The 18029-nt window shown below is 70.5% G+C and carries 12 protein-coding genes; 5 read left to right on the forward strand and 7 right to left on the reverse strand.

What is annotated here, in order from left to right; all coding sequences use genetic code 11:
• Positions 1-358 precede the first annotated feature (358 nt).
• Together ACWDSJ_RS26475 and acpS are read left to right on the forward strand one after the other, a co-directional pair.
• Positions 359-9661 (forward strand): fatty acid synthase subunit beta domain-containing protein, encoded by a 9303-nt coding sequence (locus tag ACWDSJ_RS26475; protein WP_450035040.1) that lies wholly within the window; start codon positions 359-361, stop codon positions 9659-9661.
• A 118-nt stretch (positions 9662-9779) separates the two neighbouring features.
• Positions 9780-10202 carry a holo-ACP synthase AcpS gene (acpS, locus tag ACWDSJ_RS26480; protein ID WP_387369579.1) on the forward strand — a complete coding sequence of 141 codons (423 nt, stop codon included), beginning with the start codon at positions 9780-9782 and terminating at the stop codon, positions 10200-10202.
• Here the strand turns inward: acpS and ACWDSJ_RS26485 are convergent.
• Complete coding sequence (locus ACWDSJ_RS26485) at positions 10199-10831, reverse strand: TetR family transcriptional regulator (RefSeq protein ID WP_387369747.1); 633 nt, start codon at positions 10829-10831, stop codon at positions 10199-10201. The two genes, acpS and ACWDSJ_RS26485, sit on opposite strands and share 4 nt — an antisense overlap.
• 247 nt (positions 10832-11078) lie before the next feature.
• Between ACWDSJ_RS26485 and ACWDSJ_RS26490 the strand changes: the two genes are divergently transcribed.
• Positions 11079-12356: a hypothetical protein gene (locus ACWDSJ_RS26490; RefSeq protein WP_450035041.1), complete on the forward strand. Its 1278-nt coding sequence runs from the start codon at positions 11079-11081 to the stop codon at positions 12354-12356.
• A 230-nt stretch (positions 12357-12586) separates the two neighbouring features.
• On the opposite strand, the gene bcp is transcribed toward ACWDSJ_RS26490, so the two are convergent.
• The gene (gene bcp, locus ACWDSJ_RS26495) at positions 12587-13060 is read right to left on the reverse strand and encodes a thioredoxin-dependent thiol peroxidase (RefSeq protein ID WP_387369591.1); all 474 of its coding nucleotides are present in this window, start codon (positions 13058-13060) and stop codon (positions 12587-12589) included.
• 98 nt (positions 13061-13158) lie between these two features.
• Between bcp and ACWDSJ_RS26500 the strand changes: the two genes are divergently transcribed.
• Positions 13159-13383, forward strand: a complete 225-nt coding sequence (locus ACWDSJ_RS26500; protein WP_387369593.1) for a DUF3618 domain-containing protein — start codon at positions 13159-13161, stop codon at positions 13381-13383.
• Positions 13384-13445: 62 nt separating this feature from the next.
• Here the strand turns inward: ACWDSJ_RS26500 and ACWDSJ_RS26505 are convergent, their stop codons facing one another.
• A complete protein-coding gene (locus tag ACWDSJ_RS26505) occupies positions 13446-13754 on the reverse strand; it encodes an excalibur calcium-binding domain-containing protein (RefSeq protein ID WP_387369595.1) in 309 nt (102 codons plus the stop codon).
• Positions 13755-13887: 133 nt separating this feature from the next.
• Positions 13888-14859 carry a pirin family protein gene (locus ACWDSJ_RS26510; RefSeq protein WP_450035110.1) on the reverse strand — a complete coding sequence of 324 codons (972 nt, stop codon included), beginning with the start codon at positions 14857-14859 and terminating at the stop codon, positions 13888-13890.
• Between the two features lie 60 nt (positions 14860-14919).
• On the opposite strand from ACWDSJ_RS26510, the gene ACWDSJ_RS26515 reads away from it, so the two are divergent.
• The gene (locus ACWDSJ_RS26515) at positions 14920-15384 is read left to right on the forward strand and encodes a MarR family winged helix-turn-helix transcriptional regulator (RefSeq protein WP_450035043.1); all 465 of its coding nucleotides are present in this window, start codon (positions 14920-14922) and stop codon (positions 15382-15384) included.
• 116 nt (positions 15385-15500) lie between these two features.
• On the opposite strand, the gene ACWDSJ_RS26520 is transcribed toward ACWDSJ_RS26515, so the two are convergent.
• Genes ACWDSJ_RS26520 through ACWDSJ_RS26530 form a run of 3 tightly spaced genes read right to left on the reverse strand, consistent with a single transcriptional unit; the run spans position 15501 to position 18016 of the window.
• Positions 15501-16502 carry a crotonase/enoyl-CoA hydratase family protein gene (locus ACWDSJ_RS26520; RefSeq protein ID WP_450035044.1) on the reverse strand — a complete coding sequence of 334 codons (1002 nt, stop codon included), beginning with the start codon at positions 16500-16502 and terminating at the stop codon, positions 15501-15503.
• A gap of 39 nt (positions 16503-16541) precedes the next feature.
• A complete protein-coding gene (locus ACWDSJ_RS26525) occupies positions 16542-16859 on the reverse strand; it encodes a hypothetical protein (protein WP_387369601.1) in 318 nt (105 codons plus the stop codon).
• On the reverse strand, positions 16856-18016 hold the full coding sequence (locus tag ACWDSJ_RS26530; protein ID WP_387369603.1) for a sensor histidine kinase: 1161 nt from the start codon (positions 18014-18016) through the stop codon (positions 16856-16858). The genes ACWDSJ_RS26525 and ACWDSJ_RS26530 overlap by 4 nt, the downstream gene beginning before the upstream one ends.
• Between the last annotated feature and the right edge of the window lie 13 nt (positions 18017-18029).

Below are 18029 nucleotides of genomic sequence, written 5' to 3' on the forward strand. Positions count from 1 at the left end.
GCTTGACCGGGTTCGCGAAGAGGTGGAGGGGTGTTTCCTACTGGTGAGTAAGGCCACCTGGGATTATAACAATTTGGTAACGGGCAATGTGAGGGGTCCTCGGGTTTCCTACGCGTGGGTAAGGGGGTGGGAGCAGGGGGTTTGAAACATGAGGCGGGGTCATGTTTCGGGGGATTCTTGGACGTGTGTACCGGAATACTCGGAGGTAACCCTTGCACCGCGGAAGGAACATGAGGAATCCCTCATGATTCTGTGTCATCCTCGGCTCTATTCAGGTCCTCAGGGGCGAGGGACACCTGCGCACGGAGGAGCGGCCCCCACGAGGGACGAGCCGCCATGAGAAGGAAGTCGAAACGTCTTGACGATCAACGAGAGCACCGGGACCGGAGCGAACGCGAAAGTGGCTGGGGGAGCCGCGGATAGGGGCGCCAAGTCTTCGCTACTGGATCGTCTGCTGGCCGGTGAGACGTACGCGCTGGCCTTCGGCGGACAGGGGGCAAGCTGGCTGGGCGAACTCGAGGAGATCGTGCGCGACGGCGCGCTGGAGCCGGAGCTGACCGCGCTGGTCAACGAGGCCGCCGAGAAGCTGGAGCCGGTGGCGGCGCGGCTGCTCATGGTGCGGCCCTTGGGTTTCGACCCGATCGCGTGGATGCTCGAGGACGATCTCGCCGATCCGGATCAGGACGAGATCTCCGCCGCGCCCTCGGAGCAGGTGCTGCGGTCGGCCGCGGTCTCCATGCCCGGCGTGTTCCTCACCCAGGCCGCCGCCCTGCGCGCCCTGCGGATGCAGGGCCTGGACCCCGCCGCGAACGCCCCGCTCGCGATCGTCGGCCACTCCCAGGGTCTGCTGGCCGCCGAGGCCGCCCGCACCGGCGGTGAGCGCGATGTCGAGCTGCTCGCGCTGGCCCAATTGATCGGCGCCGCAGGCAGTTTGACGGCGCGCCGCCGCGGCCTGATCCCGGTGGGCGAGCGCTCGCCGATGGTCGCGGTCTCCAATGTCGATCCCGACCAGCTGCGCGCCATCGTCGCCGAGGTGTCCCAGGGCCTGGAACCCGCTGTCGCGCCGGTGGTTTCGATTCGCAACGGCCGCCGCCGCGCGGTGCTGTCGGGCACCGTCGACCAGCTCGATCGGGTGCGCGCGCGGTGCGCCGAGATCCACGACGAGCAGACCCGCGAGCGCGAGGCCAAGAAGCGCGGCGGCGCGGTGTTCGCCCCGGTGTTCGAGGACGTCGAGGTCGAGGTCGCCTTCCACCACCCGGCGCTCGCCGACACCGTGGAACTCGTTGTGGGCTGGGCGAATCAGTGCGGCATCGACGCCGAGCTGGCCGCCGAACTCACCAGCAAGATCCTGGTCGAGCCCGTGGACTGGGTCGCCACCGTCGACTCCGTCGTCGCCACGAACGCGCACTGGATCCTGGACCTGGGTCCGGGCGATCTGCTGAGCCGCCTCACCGCGGGCTCGCTGAAGGGCACCGGCGTCGGCATCGTGGCCGCCGCCACCCGCCCCGGCCAGCGCAGCCTGTTCACCCCGGGCGCGGCCCCCGAGATCGCCCCCGCCTGGCGGGATTTCGCGCCCAAGCCGGTGCGCCTGCCCAACGGCCGGATCGTGGTCGAGACCTCCTTCACCCGCCTCACCGGCCGCTCGCCGATCCTGCTGGCGGGCATGACCCCGACCACCGTCGACGCGAAAATCGTTGCGGCCGCGGCCAATGCGGGCCACTGGGCCGAGCTGGCGGGCGGCGGCCAGGTCACCGAGCAGATCTTCGCCGACCGCGTCGCCGAGCTGAAGACGCTTCTGCATCCGGGCCGGTCGGTGCAGTTCAACTCGCTGTTCCTGGACCCGTACCTGTGGAAGTTGCAGCTGGGCGGCAAGCGCCTGGTGCAGCGGGCCCGCGCGGCGGGCGCCCCGCTGGACGGCGTGGTCGTCACCGCGGGCATCCCCGAACTCGACGAGGCCGTCGCGCTCATCGAGGAGCTGTCCGAGGTCGGCATCACCCACGTCGCGTTCAAGCCGGGCACCGTCGCCCAGATCCGCGCCGTGCTGCGGATCGCCGACGCCGTGCCGGACTACCCGGTGATCATGCACATCGAGGGCGGCCGGGCCGGGGGCCACCACTCCTGGGAGGACCTCGACGACCTGCTGCTCGAGACCTACGGCGAGCTGCGCAACCGCGGCAATGTCGTGGTCTGCGTCGGCGGCGGCATCGGCACCCCCGAGCGCGCCACCGAGTACCTGACCGGCGAATGGGCCACCGCGCACGGCTATCCGGCGATGCCGCTGGACGGCGTGCTGGTCGGCACGGCCGCCATGGCCACCCTGGAGGCCACCACCGCGCCGGAGGTCAAGCAGCTGCTGGTGGACACCCCCGGCACCCCGGACTGGGTCGCCGCGGGCACCGCGACCAACGGAATGGCCTCGGGCCGAAGCCAATTGGGCGCCGACATCCACGAGATCGACAACTCCGCCTCGCGCACCGGCCGCCTGCTCGACGAGGTCGCGGGCGACGCCGAGGCCGTGGCCGCGCGCCGTGCCGAGATCATCGAGGCGCTGAACCGCACCGCCAAGCCGTACTTCGGCGACGTCGCGACCATGACGTACCTGGACTGGCTGGAGCGCTACGTCGAGCTGGCGGTGGGCCTGGACCGCCGCAAGGACTTCGACTGCGGCACCGACTTCGGCGGCGCGATCGCCGACGCCACCCGCTCGGTGTGGCTGGACATCACCTGGCGGGACCGCTTCGCGGAGATGATGCGCCGCGCCGAGGCCCGCCTGCATCCGGCCGACCGCGGCGAGATCGGCTCGCTGTTCGCCGACGACTCCGCCTTCGAACAGCCCGTGCAGGCGATCTGCCGACTGCGCGAGGTCTATCCGGCCGCCGAGCGCACCGTGCTGCATCCGGCCGATGTGTCGTTCTTCGTGTCGCTGTGCAAGACCCCGGGCAAGCCGGTGAACTTCGTGCCCGTCGTCGACGCCGACGTGCGGCGCTGGTGGCGTTCGGATTCGCTGTGGCAGGCCCACGATCCGCGCTACGCGGCCGATCAGGTGTGCGTCATCCCGGGCACGGTGTCGGTCGCGGGCATCACCCGCGTCGACGAGCCCGTGGGCGAGCTGCTCGACCGGTTCGAGCAGAACACCGCCTACTCGCTCATGCGCGAGGGCGTCGTGCCCGAGGCCGTGGACGGCCGCCGCCGCGCCGGGGTCACCGCGGGCGCGATCGACGTCGTGCTGGCCGCTGCCGACGTGCAGTGGGCCGGGCGCACCGTCGTCAATCCGATTCACCGCCTGGGTGATCTGGGCGAGTGGACCACCGACGAGAAGGGCGCGGTGCATCCGCCGACCGGCGCGACGTTGGTGCCGACCGAGGGGCCCGAGGAGCACGCGTACGTCGAGCTGACGGTGCCGCTGCTGGGTCGCGACGTGGTGCGTATTCGCCTCACCGTGCCCGCGTCGGTGTACAACGGCGGCGCGCCCGTCGTCACCGAGGCCGACGCGGAGGCCGCCATGGCGGCACTGCTGGCCGTGGCCGCCGGGCGGGAACTGCCGGAGGTCAAGTCCGCCAACGGAACCCATGTCGCGCACGTGAACCTGGCCTGGACCCCCGACCTCATCGCCGACCACGCGGGCGTCACCGGTTCCGGTCTGCCGCACCACCTGAGCACCATCGGGCGGGTCGTGCCCGACGTGCTGGTCGGCGCGTGCTGGCCCGCCGTCTTCGCGGTCCTGGGCGCCACCCGCACCGCCGACGGTCTCGGCGTCATCGAGGGCATGCTGGATCTGGTCCACCTCGACCACCGCATCGAGCTGACCGACGAATTGCCCGCCACCACAAGCGTTCTCGCGGTCCGCGCCGAGGCGGGGGAAACCCTGGACACCGATCTGGGCCGCGTCGTCGAGGTGCGGGTCAAGATCACCGCCATGTTCGACAAGGTCGAGACCGGCATGTCCATGCCGACCCTGGCCACCCTCACCGAGCGGTTCGCCATCCGCGGCCGCACCGGCGCGGGCGAGCTGACCGATCCGCCGCGCGCGGGCGGTACGGTCTCCGCCGAGGCCACCGACACCCCGCGCCGCCGCCGTCGCGACGTCACCATCACCGCCCCGCGCGCCATGGCCGCCTTCGCGCAGGTCTCCGGCGACCACAACCCGATCCACACCAGTCCGGCCGCCGCCAAGCTGGCCGGACTCGGCGATCCGATCGTGCACGGCATGTGGCTGTCGGCCGCCGCGCAGCACGCGGTCTCGGCCGTGGATCCCGAATCCGCCACGCCCGCACGCACTCTCACCGCCTGGACCGCCCGCTTCCTCGGCATGGTCCGGCCGGGCGCGGAGATCGACGTGCGCGTCGAGCGGATCGCCGTCGACCGCGGCTGCGAGATCGTCGAGGTGTCCTGCCGCACCGGCGGGGATCTGGTGATGACCGCGACCGGCCGGATCGCGGCCCCCAAGACCGTCTACGCCTTCCCGGGGCAGGGCATTCAGGCCAAGGGGATGGGCCTGGACGCGCGCTCGCGGTCGAAGGCGGCCAAGGAGATCTGGGATCGCGCCGACAAGCACACCCGCGAGGCGCTGGGCTTCTCCATTCTCGCCGTCGTGCGCGACAACCCCACCTATCTCAAGGCGCGCGGCGTGGAGTACCGCCACCCGCAGGGCGTGCTGCACCTGACCCAGTTCACCCAGGTCGCCATGGCGACTCTCGGGGTGGCGCAGGTGGCGGAGCTGCGCGAGGCGGGAGCGTTCGTCGAGGGCGCGATGCTGGCCGGGCATTCGGTCGGCGAGTACAACGCGCTGGCCGCGGTCGCGGGCGTGCTGCCGCTCGAGGCCGTGCTCGAGGTGGTGTTCCAGCGCGGTTCGGCCATGCACGAGCTGGTGCCCCGGGATGCCCAGGGCCGCAGCGACTATCGCATGGCCGCCATCCGCCCCTCGCAGATCGGGCTGCCCGACGCCGAGGTCGTCGGCTTCGTCGCCGGGATCGCCGAGCGGACCGGGGAATTCCTCGAGGTCGTGAACCTGAACCTGCGCGGTTCGCAGTACGCGATCGCGGGCACGGTGCGCGGGCTCGAGGCGCTGGAGGACGAGATCGAGCGCCGCCGTGCGGAATTCGGCGGCAAGCCCGCCTTCGTGCTGGTGCCCGGCATCGACGTGCCGTTCCACTCCACGGTGCTGCGCAAGGGCGTGCCGGAGTTCCGCAACCGGCTCGAGGAGCTGCTGCCGGTCGACCTGCACCCGGAAGTGCTTGCGGGACGTTATATTCCGAACCTGGTGCCGCGGCCGTTCTCGCTGGAGCGCGACTTCATCGCCGAGATCGCCGACCTGGTGCCGTCCGAACCGCTGGCCCGGGTGCTCGCCGACTGGGACAGCTGGGCCGCGCGCCCGTCGCTGCTGTGCCGGGTGGTGCTGATCGAGCTGCTGGCCTGGCAGTTCGCCAGCCCGGTGCGCTGGATCGAGACCCAGGATCTGCTGTTCACCGATACCGCCCACGGCGGGCTCGGGGTGGAGCGCTTCGTCGAGATCGGCTTGGCCGCGACCCCGACCGTGGCGAATCTGGCGCGCAACACGCTGAAGCTGCCGCAGTTCGGCACCGCGAAGGTCGAGGTGCTCAATATCGAGCGCGAGGCGGGCGTGGTCTATTCGACCGACACCGATCCCGCGCCCGTGGAGGAGCCGGAAGAGGTTGCGGCCGAGACGGTTTCGACCGCCGCCGCGCCGGCCGCCGCGCCCGCCCCCGCCGCCCCGGCCGGCGGCCCGCGGCCCGACGACATCCCGTTCACCGCGGCCGACGCCACCCGCGTGCTCATCGCGCTGTGGACCAAGCTGCGGCTCGATCAGATCGGCCCGGTGGACACCATCGAGGGCCTGTGCGACGGCGTGTCCTCGCGGCGCAACCAGCTGCTGGTGGACCTCGGTTCGGAGCTGTCGCTCGGCGCGATCGACGGCGCGGCCGACGCCGACATGGGCGCGCTCTCGGCCACGGTCGAGCGGCTGGCCCGGACCTACAAGCCGTTCGGCTCGGTGCTGTCCGACGCCATCGGCGATCATCTGCGCAAGGTGTTCGGCCCGTCGGGCAAGCGCCCGGCCGCGGTGACCGATCGGGTCACCAAGGTGTGGCAGCTCGGCGACGGCTGGGCCCACCACGTCACCGCCGAACTGTCGCTGGGCACCCGCGAAGGCGTGAGCGTGCGCGGCGGCGATCTGGGCGGGCTGGTCTCCGGCACGCTGTCCGACGCCGCCGCGGTGGACGCGGCCATCGACGCGGCCGTGCAGTCGGTCGCCGCGCGGCGCGGGGTGAGCGTGTCGCTGCCCTCGGCGGGCGGTGGCGGCGGCGCGACCGTGGACGCGGCCGCGCTGGGCGAGTTCACCGAGCAGATCACCGGCCGCGACGGCGTGCTGGCGACCGCTGCCCGGGTGGTGCTCGAGCAGCTCGGCCTGAGCGAGCGGGTGTCCGCGCCGGAGGCGACCACGGACGCCCTGGTCGATCTGGTGTCGGCCGAATTGGGTTCGGACTGGCCGCGATTGGTGGCCCCGGCGTTCGACGCCCGCAAGGCGGTGCTCCTCGACGACCGGTGGGCCAGCGCGCGGGAGGATCTGGCCCGGCTGTGGCTGGCCGAGGACGCGCACGTCGCCGAGGTCTCCGTGGACGGATTCCTCGGAGCCGGGGAAGCCGTTGCGGTACAGGCGGAGTGGTGGCGGCAACGGGCCATGAAGCAGGCCCGCTCGGTGCTGGCCGGGGTGTACGAGCGGATCGCCGAGGCGGCGCGCACGGCCGACGCGGCCGGGGTGTGGTCCTCCGACACCGCCGTGATCACGGGTGCGAGCAAGGGTTCCATCGCGGCGGCGGTCGCCGGGCGGCTGCTCGGCGGCGGCGCGACCGTCGTGGTCACCACCTCGCGGCTCGACGACGAGCGGCTCGGTTTCTACAAGCGGCTCTATCGCACCCATGCCCGGCACGGCGCCGCGCTGTGGGTGGTGCCCGCGAACATGGCCTCCTACCAGGACATCGACGCGCTGATCGAGTGGGTCGGCAACGAGCAGACCGAGACCGCGGGCGGGTCGAAGATCCTCGTCAAGCCCGCCCTGTCGCCGACGCTGCTGCTGCCGTTCGCCGCGCCGCGCGTCGCCGGTGACCTCTCCGACGCGGGCGCCCGCGCCGAAATGGAGATGCGGGTGCTGCTGTGGTCGGTGGAACGCCTGATCGGCGGGCTGTCGGTGCTCGGCGCGGATCACGATGTGGACGCGAAACTGCATGTGGTGCTTCCGGGTTCGCCCAACCGCGGCATGTTCGGCGGCGACGGCGCCTACGGCGAGTCCAAGGCGGCGCTGGACGCGGTGGTCGCCAAGTGGCGCGCGGAGAAGTCCTGGTCGCAGCGGGTCACCCTGGTGCACGCGCTGATCGGCTGGGTGCGCGGCACCGGGCTGATGGGCCACAACGATCCGCTGGTGTCGGCGGTCGAGCGGGCGGGCGTGCAGACCTGGTCCACCGAGGAGATGGCCGACGAACTGCTGAAGTGGTCCACCCCGCAGGCCCGGCTGGTCACCGCGCAGGGCCCGCAGCAGATCGACCTCACCGGCGGCCTGGCCACCGCGGATCTCGACCTGCCCGCGCTGGCCAAGCAGGCCGACCGCGAAACCGACACGGAGACAACGGAATCCACGGGCCGCGTGCTCGCCGCGCTGCCCGCGCCGCCGACCCTGACCTCCGCGCTGCCGGTGCCCGAATGGGACACCGTCACAGCGGATCTCGCGGATATGGTCGTGATCGTCGGCGCCGGGGAGCTCGGGCCCTACGGCTCGGCGCGGACCCGGTTCGAGATGGAGGTGGAGGACCGGCTGTCCACCGCGGGCGTGCTGGAACTGGCCTGGTCGACCGGCATGGTCACCTGGGAGAACGATCCCAAGCCGGGCTGGTACGACGCCGAGAGCGGTGACTACGTCGACGAATCGGAGATCGCCGAGCGGTACCACGACGCGGTCGTCGAGCGCTGCGGCATCCGCCGCTACGGCGACGACGACGCCATGGTCGACAACACCGCGCCGCTGCTGACCTCGGTGTTCCTGGACAAGGATCTGACCTTCGTGGTCAACAGCGAGGCCGAGGCGCGCGCGTTCCACGCCGCGAGCCCCGACTCCACGGTGATCACCCCGGTCGAGGGTTCGGGCGACTGGCAGGTGACCCGCAAGGCGGGCACCGAGATTCGCGTGCCGCGCCGGGCCAAGCTCTCGCGCACGGTCGGCGGCCAGATCCCCACCGGCTGGGATCCCACCAAGTGGGGCATCTCCGCCGATATGGCCGGGTCGATCGACCGGGTGGCGCTGTGGAACATCGTCTGCACCGTCGACGCGTTCCTGTCCTCCGGCTTCAGCCCGGCCGAGCTGATGAGCTGGCTGCACCCGGCGATGGTCGCCAACACCCAGGGCACCGGCATGGGCGGCATGTCCTCGATGCGCTCGCTCTACATCGACAACCTGCTCGGTGAGCCGCGCCCGAACGACATCCTCCAGGAGGCGCTGCCGAATGTGGCGCTGGCGCACGTGGTTCAGTCCTATGTGGGCAGCTACGGCGGCATGATCCACCCGGTCGCGGCGTGCGCCACGGCGGCGGTGTCGGTCGAGGAGGGTTGCGACAAGATCAAGCTCGGCAAGGCCGATCTGGTCGTCGCGGGCGGCTTCGACGATCTGGGCATCGAGGGCATCGTCGGCTTCGGCGACATGTCCGCGACCGCGGATTCGGCGGCCATGAGCGCCAAGGGAATCGGCGATCGCTACTTCTCCCGCGCCAACGATCGCCGCCGCGGCGGGTTCGTCGAGTCGCAGGGCGGCGGCACGGTGCTGCTGGCCCGCGGCAGCGTGGCGGTGGAGATGGGCCTGCCGGTGCTCGGCGTGGTGGCCTACGCGCAGTCCTTCGCCGACGGCGTGCACACCTCGATCCCGGCGCCGGGGCTGGGCGCGCTGAGCGCGGGCCGCGGCGGGCCGGAGTCGCGGCTGGCGAGCGAACTGCGCAAGCTGGGCGTGTCGGCCGACGACATCGCGGTGCTCTCCAAGCACGACACCTCCACGGCCGCCAACGATCCCAACGAGTCCGAGCTGCACGAGCGGCTCGCCGACGCGCTGGGCCGGTCCGCGGGCGCCCCGCTGTTCGTCATCTCGCAGAAGTCCCTGACCGGACACGCCAAGGGCGGCGCGGCGGCGTTCCAGCTGATCGGCCTGTGCCAGGTGCTCGAACAGGGCGTCATCCCGCCCAACCGCAGCCTGGACTGCGTGGACGAGAAGATGGCCGACTACCCGCACCTGGTCTGGCTGCGGGAACCGCTCGCCCTGCGAGATCGCTTCCCGCTCAAGGCCGGTCTGGTCACCTCGCTCGGTTTCGGGCACGTCTCGGGTCTGGTCGCGGTCGTGCACCCGCAGGCGTTCATCGAGGCGATCGAGCCGGGCCGCCGCGAGGAGTACCTGCGCCGCGCCGAGCGGCGTCAGCTGGCGGGACGGCAGCGGCTGGTCGAGGCGATGTGCGGCGGTGCGCCGCTGTACGAACGACCGGCGGACCGGCGGCTCGGTGGTGACGGGACTCCGGCGGAGCGGAGCCGACGGCTCGAGGCCGACGTGTTGCTGGCGCGGGACGCCCGGTTGAGCGACGGGGTGTACACGGTGCCGGGGACCGGCTGCCGGTAGTCGAATTCTCGGCGGTGCCTGGCCACGACGCGGTGGCGGGCACCGCCGATTCGTTTGCGTACGAGGCGGTTCGGGATACCATGGCGCGGGCCGCACCACGTCGAGACTTAGGGGCGCTGTGACGATTCTTGGGATCGGGCTGGATCTGGTCACCATCTCCGAATTCGCCGAGCAGATGCAGCGTGCGGGGACGACCATGCTGCGGGAGAGCTTCACGGTGGGGGAGCGGCGGTACTGCGAGAGCAAGGGGACCGATCCCGCGCGCAGTTACGCGGCGCGGTGGGCGGCGAAGGAGGCGGTGCTGAAGGCTTGGGCCTCATCGCGTTTCGCGCGCAGCCCGCAGATCGGCGACAATCCCTACCCGCTGATCGAGGTGGTGAACGACGCCTGGGGGCGGCCCAGCATCAAACTGCACGGGCTCGCGGCGGAATTCCTGCCGCGCGCGCGGGTGCATCTGTCGCTGACCCACGACGGGGACACCGCGGCGGCGATGGTGGTGCTCGAGGATCCGGGCGAACTCGCGGACCTCATCGAGCACTAGGAGCGCGATTCCTTCTCGGCCACAAGCAGATACGCGACCATGAGCCGCTTCAGCTCCGCGACGGCGTCCTCGTGGCGCAGCCCGTCCTGCACCGAGAAGTTCAGCATCGAGTAGACCACGTGCACCAGGACCTGCGCCATCATCGAGCGGCGGGCGCGGGGCGTGCGCGGCATCAACGGGCGCAGCATCTGCTGGACCGCCTCGGCGAACTCCTTCTCGTGGATCGCGCCGGTGGCCCGGGTCGACGGGGTGGACTGCATGGCCAGCCAGACCTCGCGCCGGGACGGATCGGTCATCCACAGGTCGGCCAGGTGGTCGACCAGTTTGTTCATGTGCCGCAGCCAGTCCATCGACGGGATCTCGCCGTGGAAGTCGGCCAGCTCCTGCCCGACCGCCACCAGATCCTGGCGGTTGAGCTCGCAGACGATGACGTACTTGTTGGCGAAGAACTGGTAGAGCGTGCCGATCGGGACCTCGGCGCGGGCCGCGACCTCCTCACAGGTGAACGACTCGAAACCGACCTCCACCAGCAGTTCTCGGGACGCTTGGAGCAGCGCGTCGAATTTCCGCTTGCTGCGTTCCTGGGTGGGGCGGCGGCGGGGCATCAACTCCTGTGGGTCGTCCTGCATCTCCAACGCGGGGTCCGGACGCCTGCTCGCCCTCGAGGCCGTACGCGTTTCCACCACATACTCAGGCTAGCGGTAGCGACACGCGGATGACACGCGGCTACGCCGTCCGTGTCCCGATTCGTTGTTCCTCATAACCCATCCACGCCGGAAGTGGCGACGAACACATACCGAGTACGAGTATTTCTTGGCCTGATTATCCAGTGCAACGGAGGCGTGATCTGTGGCTCGATCAGCGGTGACCCTAGGCGTGTCCACCGAACGCGGCACTGTCCACGCGGTGGCGTTGTCCGACGACGGCGGCCGACTGCCCGAACGGGTGCTGGTGCAGCGGTCGGTCCGGACCCGGGGTGAGAGCAAATCCGAATTGGCGCAGGCCGTCGAGGTGGCGCTGGAGAGTCTCGCCGACGAAATCGGGCCCGACCGTGAGATTCTCGGCGCGGCCGTCACCTACCGCGACGCGGCCGAGCGCCGCGCGATCGTCAGCGGTCTCGCCGCGGGCGACTGGCACGAATGTTCGCTGGTGTCGGCCAAGTCGGCGCATCTGGCCCTCGCCGAGGCGATGACCTGGGTGGACGAGTTCGAGAATCTGGTCATCTGCGAGGTCGTGCCGGGTTATCAAGCGTTCTCGCTGATCTCGCCCGGCCGGGACCGGGTGGTGTCCTCGATCGCGGCCAGCGGCGCGGTGGTCAACAAGGAGACCATGCGCCCCGCGGTCACCGCCGCCTGGGACCAGTTCGACGCGGCCGGTGTCCGGCCCGACGCGGTCGTGCTCATCGGTTCCGCCGCCACCGAACCGTCCGTCTCCTCGGCCCTCGCCAGCGGCTTCGGCGCCCCCGTCCTGCCCAGCCGCATCGCCGTCCCCGCCGCCGCGATCGGCGCCGCCCTCGTCGCGCTCCCCGAATCCACCGCCGTCATAGGCGACGAGCCCGCCCGCATCAGCCGCAGCACCACCGCCGTGTTCGCCGCCGCGAGCGTCCTCGCGAGTGGTCTGGTCGCGGGCGGCGTCTACGAAATCACCAGCCGCACAAGGTCGGTCGGCACACCCGTCCTGTCCGAGGCCCGCGTCGCCGCCGACTCCCACCGCGCCCTCGCCGCCGCCGACCCGGAAACCCCAGCCCCCGAAGACGATTCGACCCCCGACGCACCCGCCGCCACCCCGTCCCCTGACACCCAACAGACGTCCTACGTCGGCGACCCCGAAACCACCCTCATCACCCTCGACCCCGGCACGGTCCCCTGGGGCCCCGAGGGCACCCGCCACCTCGGCTTACGCCAGGACACCCAATCCCCGAATCCGGAAGACGCCGAGGCCGCCAAGACCCCCGCGGGTTCGCTGCCGCCCACGGGTTCGGCTGCGGCTCGGGCCAATCCCGGGACGGTGCCGACGCAGTCGCCGAACAACTCGCTGTTGTTCCCGGGGGAGGCGACGCCGCCGGAACTGGGGACGGCCGAGTTCGGGAAGTGGTGGGACAACCACTGGCGGTTGATGATGCAGTGGGCGTCGTCGGCGATTCCGCGGACTTAGCGGCGCTTCTTTCGAGTCTCGGATCTCGGCCCGGCTGCGAACTACGCGGCCGGGCCGAGTCGTTGTTGCTGTATCGGACTCGGTCGAATCAGTCATGGGCAGCCGAACGGACAGCGGGAAACGGCTCGATGACGAAGGGTTGGTGGGGTGTTGCCGCGTGAATATGTGGAGCGCGTTGATCGACAGCGTCGGCGTGGCCGCTCCCGAAGGAGCGGCGCTCGCCCCCGGTCTCACACCGACAGATCCTTGCGCAACTTCGCCACGTGCCCGGTCGCCCGCACGTTGTACTGCGCCACTTCGATCTTCCCCTCCTCGTCCACGACGAAGGTCGAGCGGATCACGCCTGTGATCTTCTTCCCGTACATGGTCTTCTCGCCGAACGCTCCCCACGCCTGCAGCACCTCGCGGTCGGGGTCGGACAGCAGGGGGAACGTGAGGTGTTCGTTGTCGCGGAACTTGGCCAGTTTGGCGGGTTTGTCGGGGGAGATGCCCAGGACCTGGAGGCCGGCGTCGTTGAGGTCGGTGAGGTTGTCGCGGAAGTCGCAGGCCTGCTTCGTGCAGCCGGGGGTGCTGGCGGCGGGGTAGAAGTAGACGATCACCTTCCGGCCGCGATAGTCGGCGAGCGACACCTCCTTGCCGTCGGCGTCGGGCAGGGTGAACTCGGGTGCGGTATCGCCGACATTCAAGCGGTGATTCTCGGTCATGTCCAAGCACGGTAATCGACGGCTGTGACATCGGACGGCACATCCGGGCGGCGGATACACTCGGGGCTTCAGCGAGGCAATCGACTACAGGAGATGACGTGGCGAGGGACACCGAGCGTATCGAGCGCGATATCGAGGCGGCACGCAACCGGCTCGCGAACACACTCGACGAGCTCGCGGTACGGACCGATCCGCAGCGGATCGCGAACAACACCAAACAGGCCATCCTCGCGAAGGTGAACCAGCCGAAGGTGAAGTACAGCCTGATCGGCGCCGGTGCGCTGGTGGTCGGGCTGGTGCTGGTGCGGGTCTTCCGTCGCTGAGCGCAGACAGCGAAACACCCGGTGTGGCAATGCCAACCGGGTGTTTTCGTGTCAGCGGTGAATCAGACCGTGGGGCAGGCCATTCCGGTGCCGTCGGGATCCAGGTGCGGCGAGTAGCCGGGCTCGCCCCGGAACAGCGGCGCCCGGCCCGCGGCGCGCGCCTCGTCACAGTTCTTGAACGTGCCACCGGCCGAACCGGTTTGGGCCAGACCGGCCGAACCGGTCGCGCCGATGACGTCGTCGATACCGGACGATCCGGTGCCCGCCGAACCGGACGGGATCGGGTTGTCGGCGGACGCCGACGGGGCGAGCGGGGCGGCGAGGGTGACCAATCCCGCGCTCACGGTCACGATGAGCCTGCGAACGTTCATGTAATCCTCGATGTCTGCTGCGATGTGTACGCGACGGTTCGGCCGACACTCCCCGCAGTGACACGGGCTGGGAACCGCCGTGTCTACCTTTCTGATGACGGGTGTCGTTGTCAACCGTACGGCCGATCCTCGCTCATTCGCCCAGCCGTCGGCCGGTGAGGTGTTCGGCGGGCACATGTCCCATTCGCCCGGCTTCGAAATCCGCCATGGCCTCGATGATTTCGGCCCGGGAGTTCATGACGAACGGCCCGTACTGCACCACCGGCTCGCGGATCGGGCGGCCGCCGAGCAGCAGAATCTCGAGGTCGCCCGTCGGCGTGTCCTGGTGGTCGTCGGCGGTGACGGTGATCGCCTCGCCGTGGCCGAAGACCGCCAGCTGTCCCTCGCGCACCGGGCGGTCACCGGCGTGTCCGCTGCCGGACAGGACGTACGCCAGGGCCGAAAACTCTTGCGGCCAAAGGGTTTCCAGGCGAGCGCCGGGGCTGAGCGAGGCGTGGGCATAGGAAATCGGGGTGTAGGTCGAGCCCGGACCGGTGAAGCCGCCGAGTTCGCCCGCGATGACGCGGACGAGCGCGCCGCCGTCGTGGGAGCTGACCAGCGTCAGTTCCGAGGCCCGCAGGTCCTGGTAGCGCGGCGGAGTCATCTTCAGCGCGCGCGGCAGGTTCACCCAGAGCTGGACGCCGTGGAACAGTCCGCCCGAGACCACCAGTTCCTCCGCGGGCAGCTCGTCGTGCAGGATTCCCGAGCCCGCCGTCATCCACTGGGTGTCGCCCTCGCTGATGGTTCCCCCGCCGCCGTTCGAATCGTGGTGGACCATCGTGCCGTCGAGCATGTAGGTCACGGTCTCGAAGCCGCGATGCGGATGCCACGGCGCGCCCTTCGCCTCGTAGGGCTCGTAGACAACCGGACCCATCTGGTCGAGCAGCACGAACGGATCCGCCGCGCGCAGCCCGAGACTCGGGAACGGCCGCCGCACCTCGAACCCGGCCCCTTCCCGTTGTCGAGCCGCACTCACCACGGACACGACGGGCCGCTGCCGCGCATCGGATTCGGGCCGCGGCAGCCGGGGCAGCACCAGAATGTTGTCGACGGTGACGGCGGGCATCATGATCTCCTCGGTCGCTTTGGTGTCCATGTCAACCAAATCACGGTTAGGATCATTCCCATGGTGCGCTGGCTCGACGACGACGAACAGACCACATGGTCCGCCTTCATTCGCATGCGCCAACGCCTCGACGCCGCCATGGCCGCGGGCCTCGCCCGAGACGGCCTCTCCACGCCCGACTACGAGATTCTGGTCGCCCTCTCCGCCGCCCCCGACGACACCCTCCGCGCCAAGGACCTGGCCACCGAGATCTGCTGGGACAAGAGCCGCCTCTCGAAACACCTGTCCCGCATGGAATCCCGCGGCCTGATCACCCGCACCCCCGCGACCACCGACGCCCGAGGCATTCTCGTCCACCTCACCCCTCACGGCCGCCACCTCCTCGAAGAGGCCGCCCCCCACCACGTCGCCCTCGTCCGCCACCTCTTCATCGACGCCCTCACCCCCGAGGAAGCCAAAACCATCCGCTCCCTCGCCGAAAAGGTAACCACCACAGCCGAAACCACCAACCCCCTCGACCCCTGACCCCAGGCCCACGAACCCAGCCGCACCCCTTATTCGGATCCGCACCCGTTATATAGCCCTGTAAGGGGTGCGGATTCGAATAAAGGGTGCGGCTGGGTTGCCCGGGCGTTGGGGGGTCAGCGTTTCCAGTCGCCGAAGGGGGCGTCTCGTTCTCGGACGGCTTGGCGGAAGCCGGCTTCTGTGGAGCGGGATTGGAAGGCGTAGCCCTCTCGGGTGTGGCGGGAGATGCCGTCGAAGACCGTGCTGATCATGCCGAAGTTGGCTACGCCCTGGGCGAGGAGGGCGCTGTTGAGGGCCAGTTTGGCCATGATCAGTTGGTTGATGGGGAGTCGGGCTATGCGGTTGAGGAGGTGTTCGGTGCGGGTGTCGAGTTCGTCGGCGGGGCAGGATTCCACGGCCAGGCCCCATTCGACGGCCTGTTTGCCGGTGAGGCAGTCGCCGGTGAGCAGGAGGCGTTTGGCGCGTTGGTCGCCGAGGCGGTGGGCCCACATGCCGGCGGCGGGGATGCCCCAGACGCGGGCGGGCGGGTAGCCGATCTTGGTGTCGTCGGCGCAGATGATCTGGTCGGCGAACAGGGCGATATCGCTGCCGCCCGCGACGGCGAAGCCGTGCAGCTTGGCGACCGTCGGCTTGTTCGCGTGCAACAGGCTCGCGAAGCCGCGGTTGAAGCGGCTCATCATCTGATAGTCGATCATCGGGTCCCAGGTGCGCCGCGCGTCGTGATTGCGCGCCTGCACGGTGGGATCGAGGACGGTGCCGGTCGCCGGTTGCGCGGACTCGCTCGGATCGAAGCCGCCCTCGGCGAAGATCGACAGGTCGTAGCCGCCGCAGAAACCCTTGCCGCGCCCGGACACCACGATGACGTGCACCCGCGGGTCCACGTCGGCGCGTTCGACCGCGTGCGCGAGATCGATCGGCGTATCCGCGGTGATCGCGTTGCCGTGCTCGGGCCGGTTGAACGTGATCCGCGCGATCCGTCCGGTGACCTCGTAGGTCAGCGTCGGATAGGTCGCCGAGTCCGCGGGCGTGGGCCGCCCGGCGAAGGGCGAATCCTCGCCCGCGGTCGAGTCGTCGCGCCAGGCCGCCGGCCGCGTTCCGGGGTGCTCATCGGGTGCCACTCAAGAAGTGAACCTCGGTTCATTTCTTGGTGTCAAGAGTCAGCCCTGCCAGGGCCGGACCGGCGGCTTGACCCACAGGATCTTCTCGTCGAGGTGATCGCGTTGTGCCGCAGGGTGATTCGGATGCCGCGCGGCCCACGCGTCCTTCTCGTCGAGCAGTCGCGCGATCAACTGCCGGGTCTCCTCGCTGCCGGGCGGATTGGTGTCGGCGGCGCGGGCCAGTTTGCGCAGGGTCGCGGGGGCGAGTGCCAGCAGTTCGCCGCCGCTGATGCCGCGCTGCCAGGCGTAGGCGGCCAGGCGGCGCGCCTTCTCCGCGCGGCCCTTGGACGCGTGATCGTTGTGCGCGTAATCGGTCATCCCGGCACCTCCACCAGTACCGACCATCCTCGCCCGTCGTGTCCTGGTCCCGCCGACAGGCTGCCGCCGACCAGCGCGACACGCTCCTTCATCCCCGTCAGACCGTACCCGCTGCCGGAGTCGGGTGTGCGGTTGCGCGCCGCCGGATTGTGTACCGAAACCCGTACCCATTCCGTATCGAAACTGAGCACGACCGATACCGGCGCTCCCGGCGCGTGTTTGCTCGCATTGGCGAGGGCCTCCCGGGCGGCGCCCAGCACGGCCACCGCGGCCGTGGGGTCGACCGCCCGGACGGTTCCGGTCACCTGACGGTCGATCGTCATGTGGTGGTCGCGGCGGAACTCGTCGACCAGCCCGCGCACCGCCCCGTCCAGCGGCGGGGTGTCGTCGCGCAGCACCGTCGCCACCGCCCGCGCCTCGGCCGTGCTCTCGGCCGCCAGCCGCCGCGACCGCCGCACCCGCGCGAGCGCGCCGGGCAGATCGCTGTTCTCGCTCAACAGCCCTTCGGCGAGATCGAGCTGAACCGCAAGCGCCCCAAGGGAATTGGTGAGCACCTCGTGCATCTCCCGCGCGGTCTTCGTCCGCTCGTCGAATCCGGCGGCTCGGGTCCGCTCCTGCCGAGTGCGCGCGATCTGCTCCCGCAGCGATGCCGTCGCGCGCGCCCGGAACCGATACTGTCGCCGATACAGTCCCAGCAACGTCACCGCGCACAGCACGACCAGCGCGGTGATCAACGCGTCGGCGGGCCGGTGGGCCAGCGTCGCACTCGCCGCCAGCACCGCGCCGTCGGCCGCGGCCACGGTCACGATGATCGATCCGTTCACGCGGAGCTGCTGGCTCAGCAGGCCGATCGCCACGCAGGTCGTGACGAAGGCGGCCGCGTCCGTCGCCGGACCCGCGGCCGCCGCGGCGACGAAGGCGCCACCGGCCAACGCGCCCACCGCGATTCGCGGATGGCGGCGATCGAGTACCGAGAACGTCACCACCCCCGCGCACGCCACGCCCACCGCCGCCCACAGCCACACCGGGACGCGCCCGTGGTGGTTGTACAGCAGATTCACCCCCAGCGCCGCGCAGACGACGAACCGGGCGAGCGGACTCTCCGCCGGGTCGTCGCCGATCAGTCGCCGCCCGATGGTGCGCAGCCGCTCCCGCATGGTCCTCCTCGCC

Source organism: Nocardia sp. NPDC003482, assembly GCF_053588115.1.

Coding starts and splice junctions, on each gene's coding strand:
- ACWDSJ_RS26505 (WP_387369595.1), bottom strand. CDS start 13,754: ATGAACGTTCGCAGGCTCATCGTGACCGTGAGCGCGGGATTGGTCACC.
- ACWDSJ_RS26515 (WP_450035043.1), top strand. CDS start 14,920: ATGGTGCGCTGGCTCGACGACGACGAACAGACCACATGGTCCGCCTTC.
- ACWDSJ_RS26510 (WP_450035110.1), bottom strand. CDS start 14,859: ATGCCCGCCGTCACCGTCGACAACATTCTGGTGCTGCCCCGGCTGCCG.
- bcp (WP_387369591.1), bottom strand. CDS start 13,060: ATGACCGAGAATCACCGCTTGAATGTCGGCGATACCGCACCCGAGTTC.
- ACWDSJ_RS26525 (WP_387369601.1), bottom strand. CDS start 16,859: ATGACCGATTACGCGCACAACGATCACGCGTCCAAGGGCCGCGCGGAG.
- ACWDSJ_RS26530 (WP_387369603.1), bottom strand. CDS start 18,016: ATGCGGGAGCGGCTGCGCACCATCGGGCGGCGACTGATCGGCGACGAC.
- ACWDSJ_RS26485 (WP_387369747.1), bottom strand. CDS start 10,831: ATGCAGGACGACCCACAGGAGTTGATGCCCCGCCGCCGCCCCACCCAG.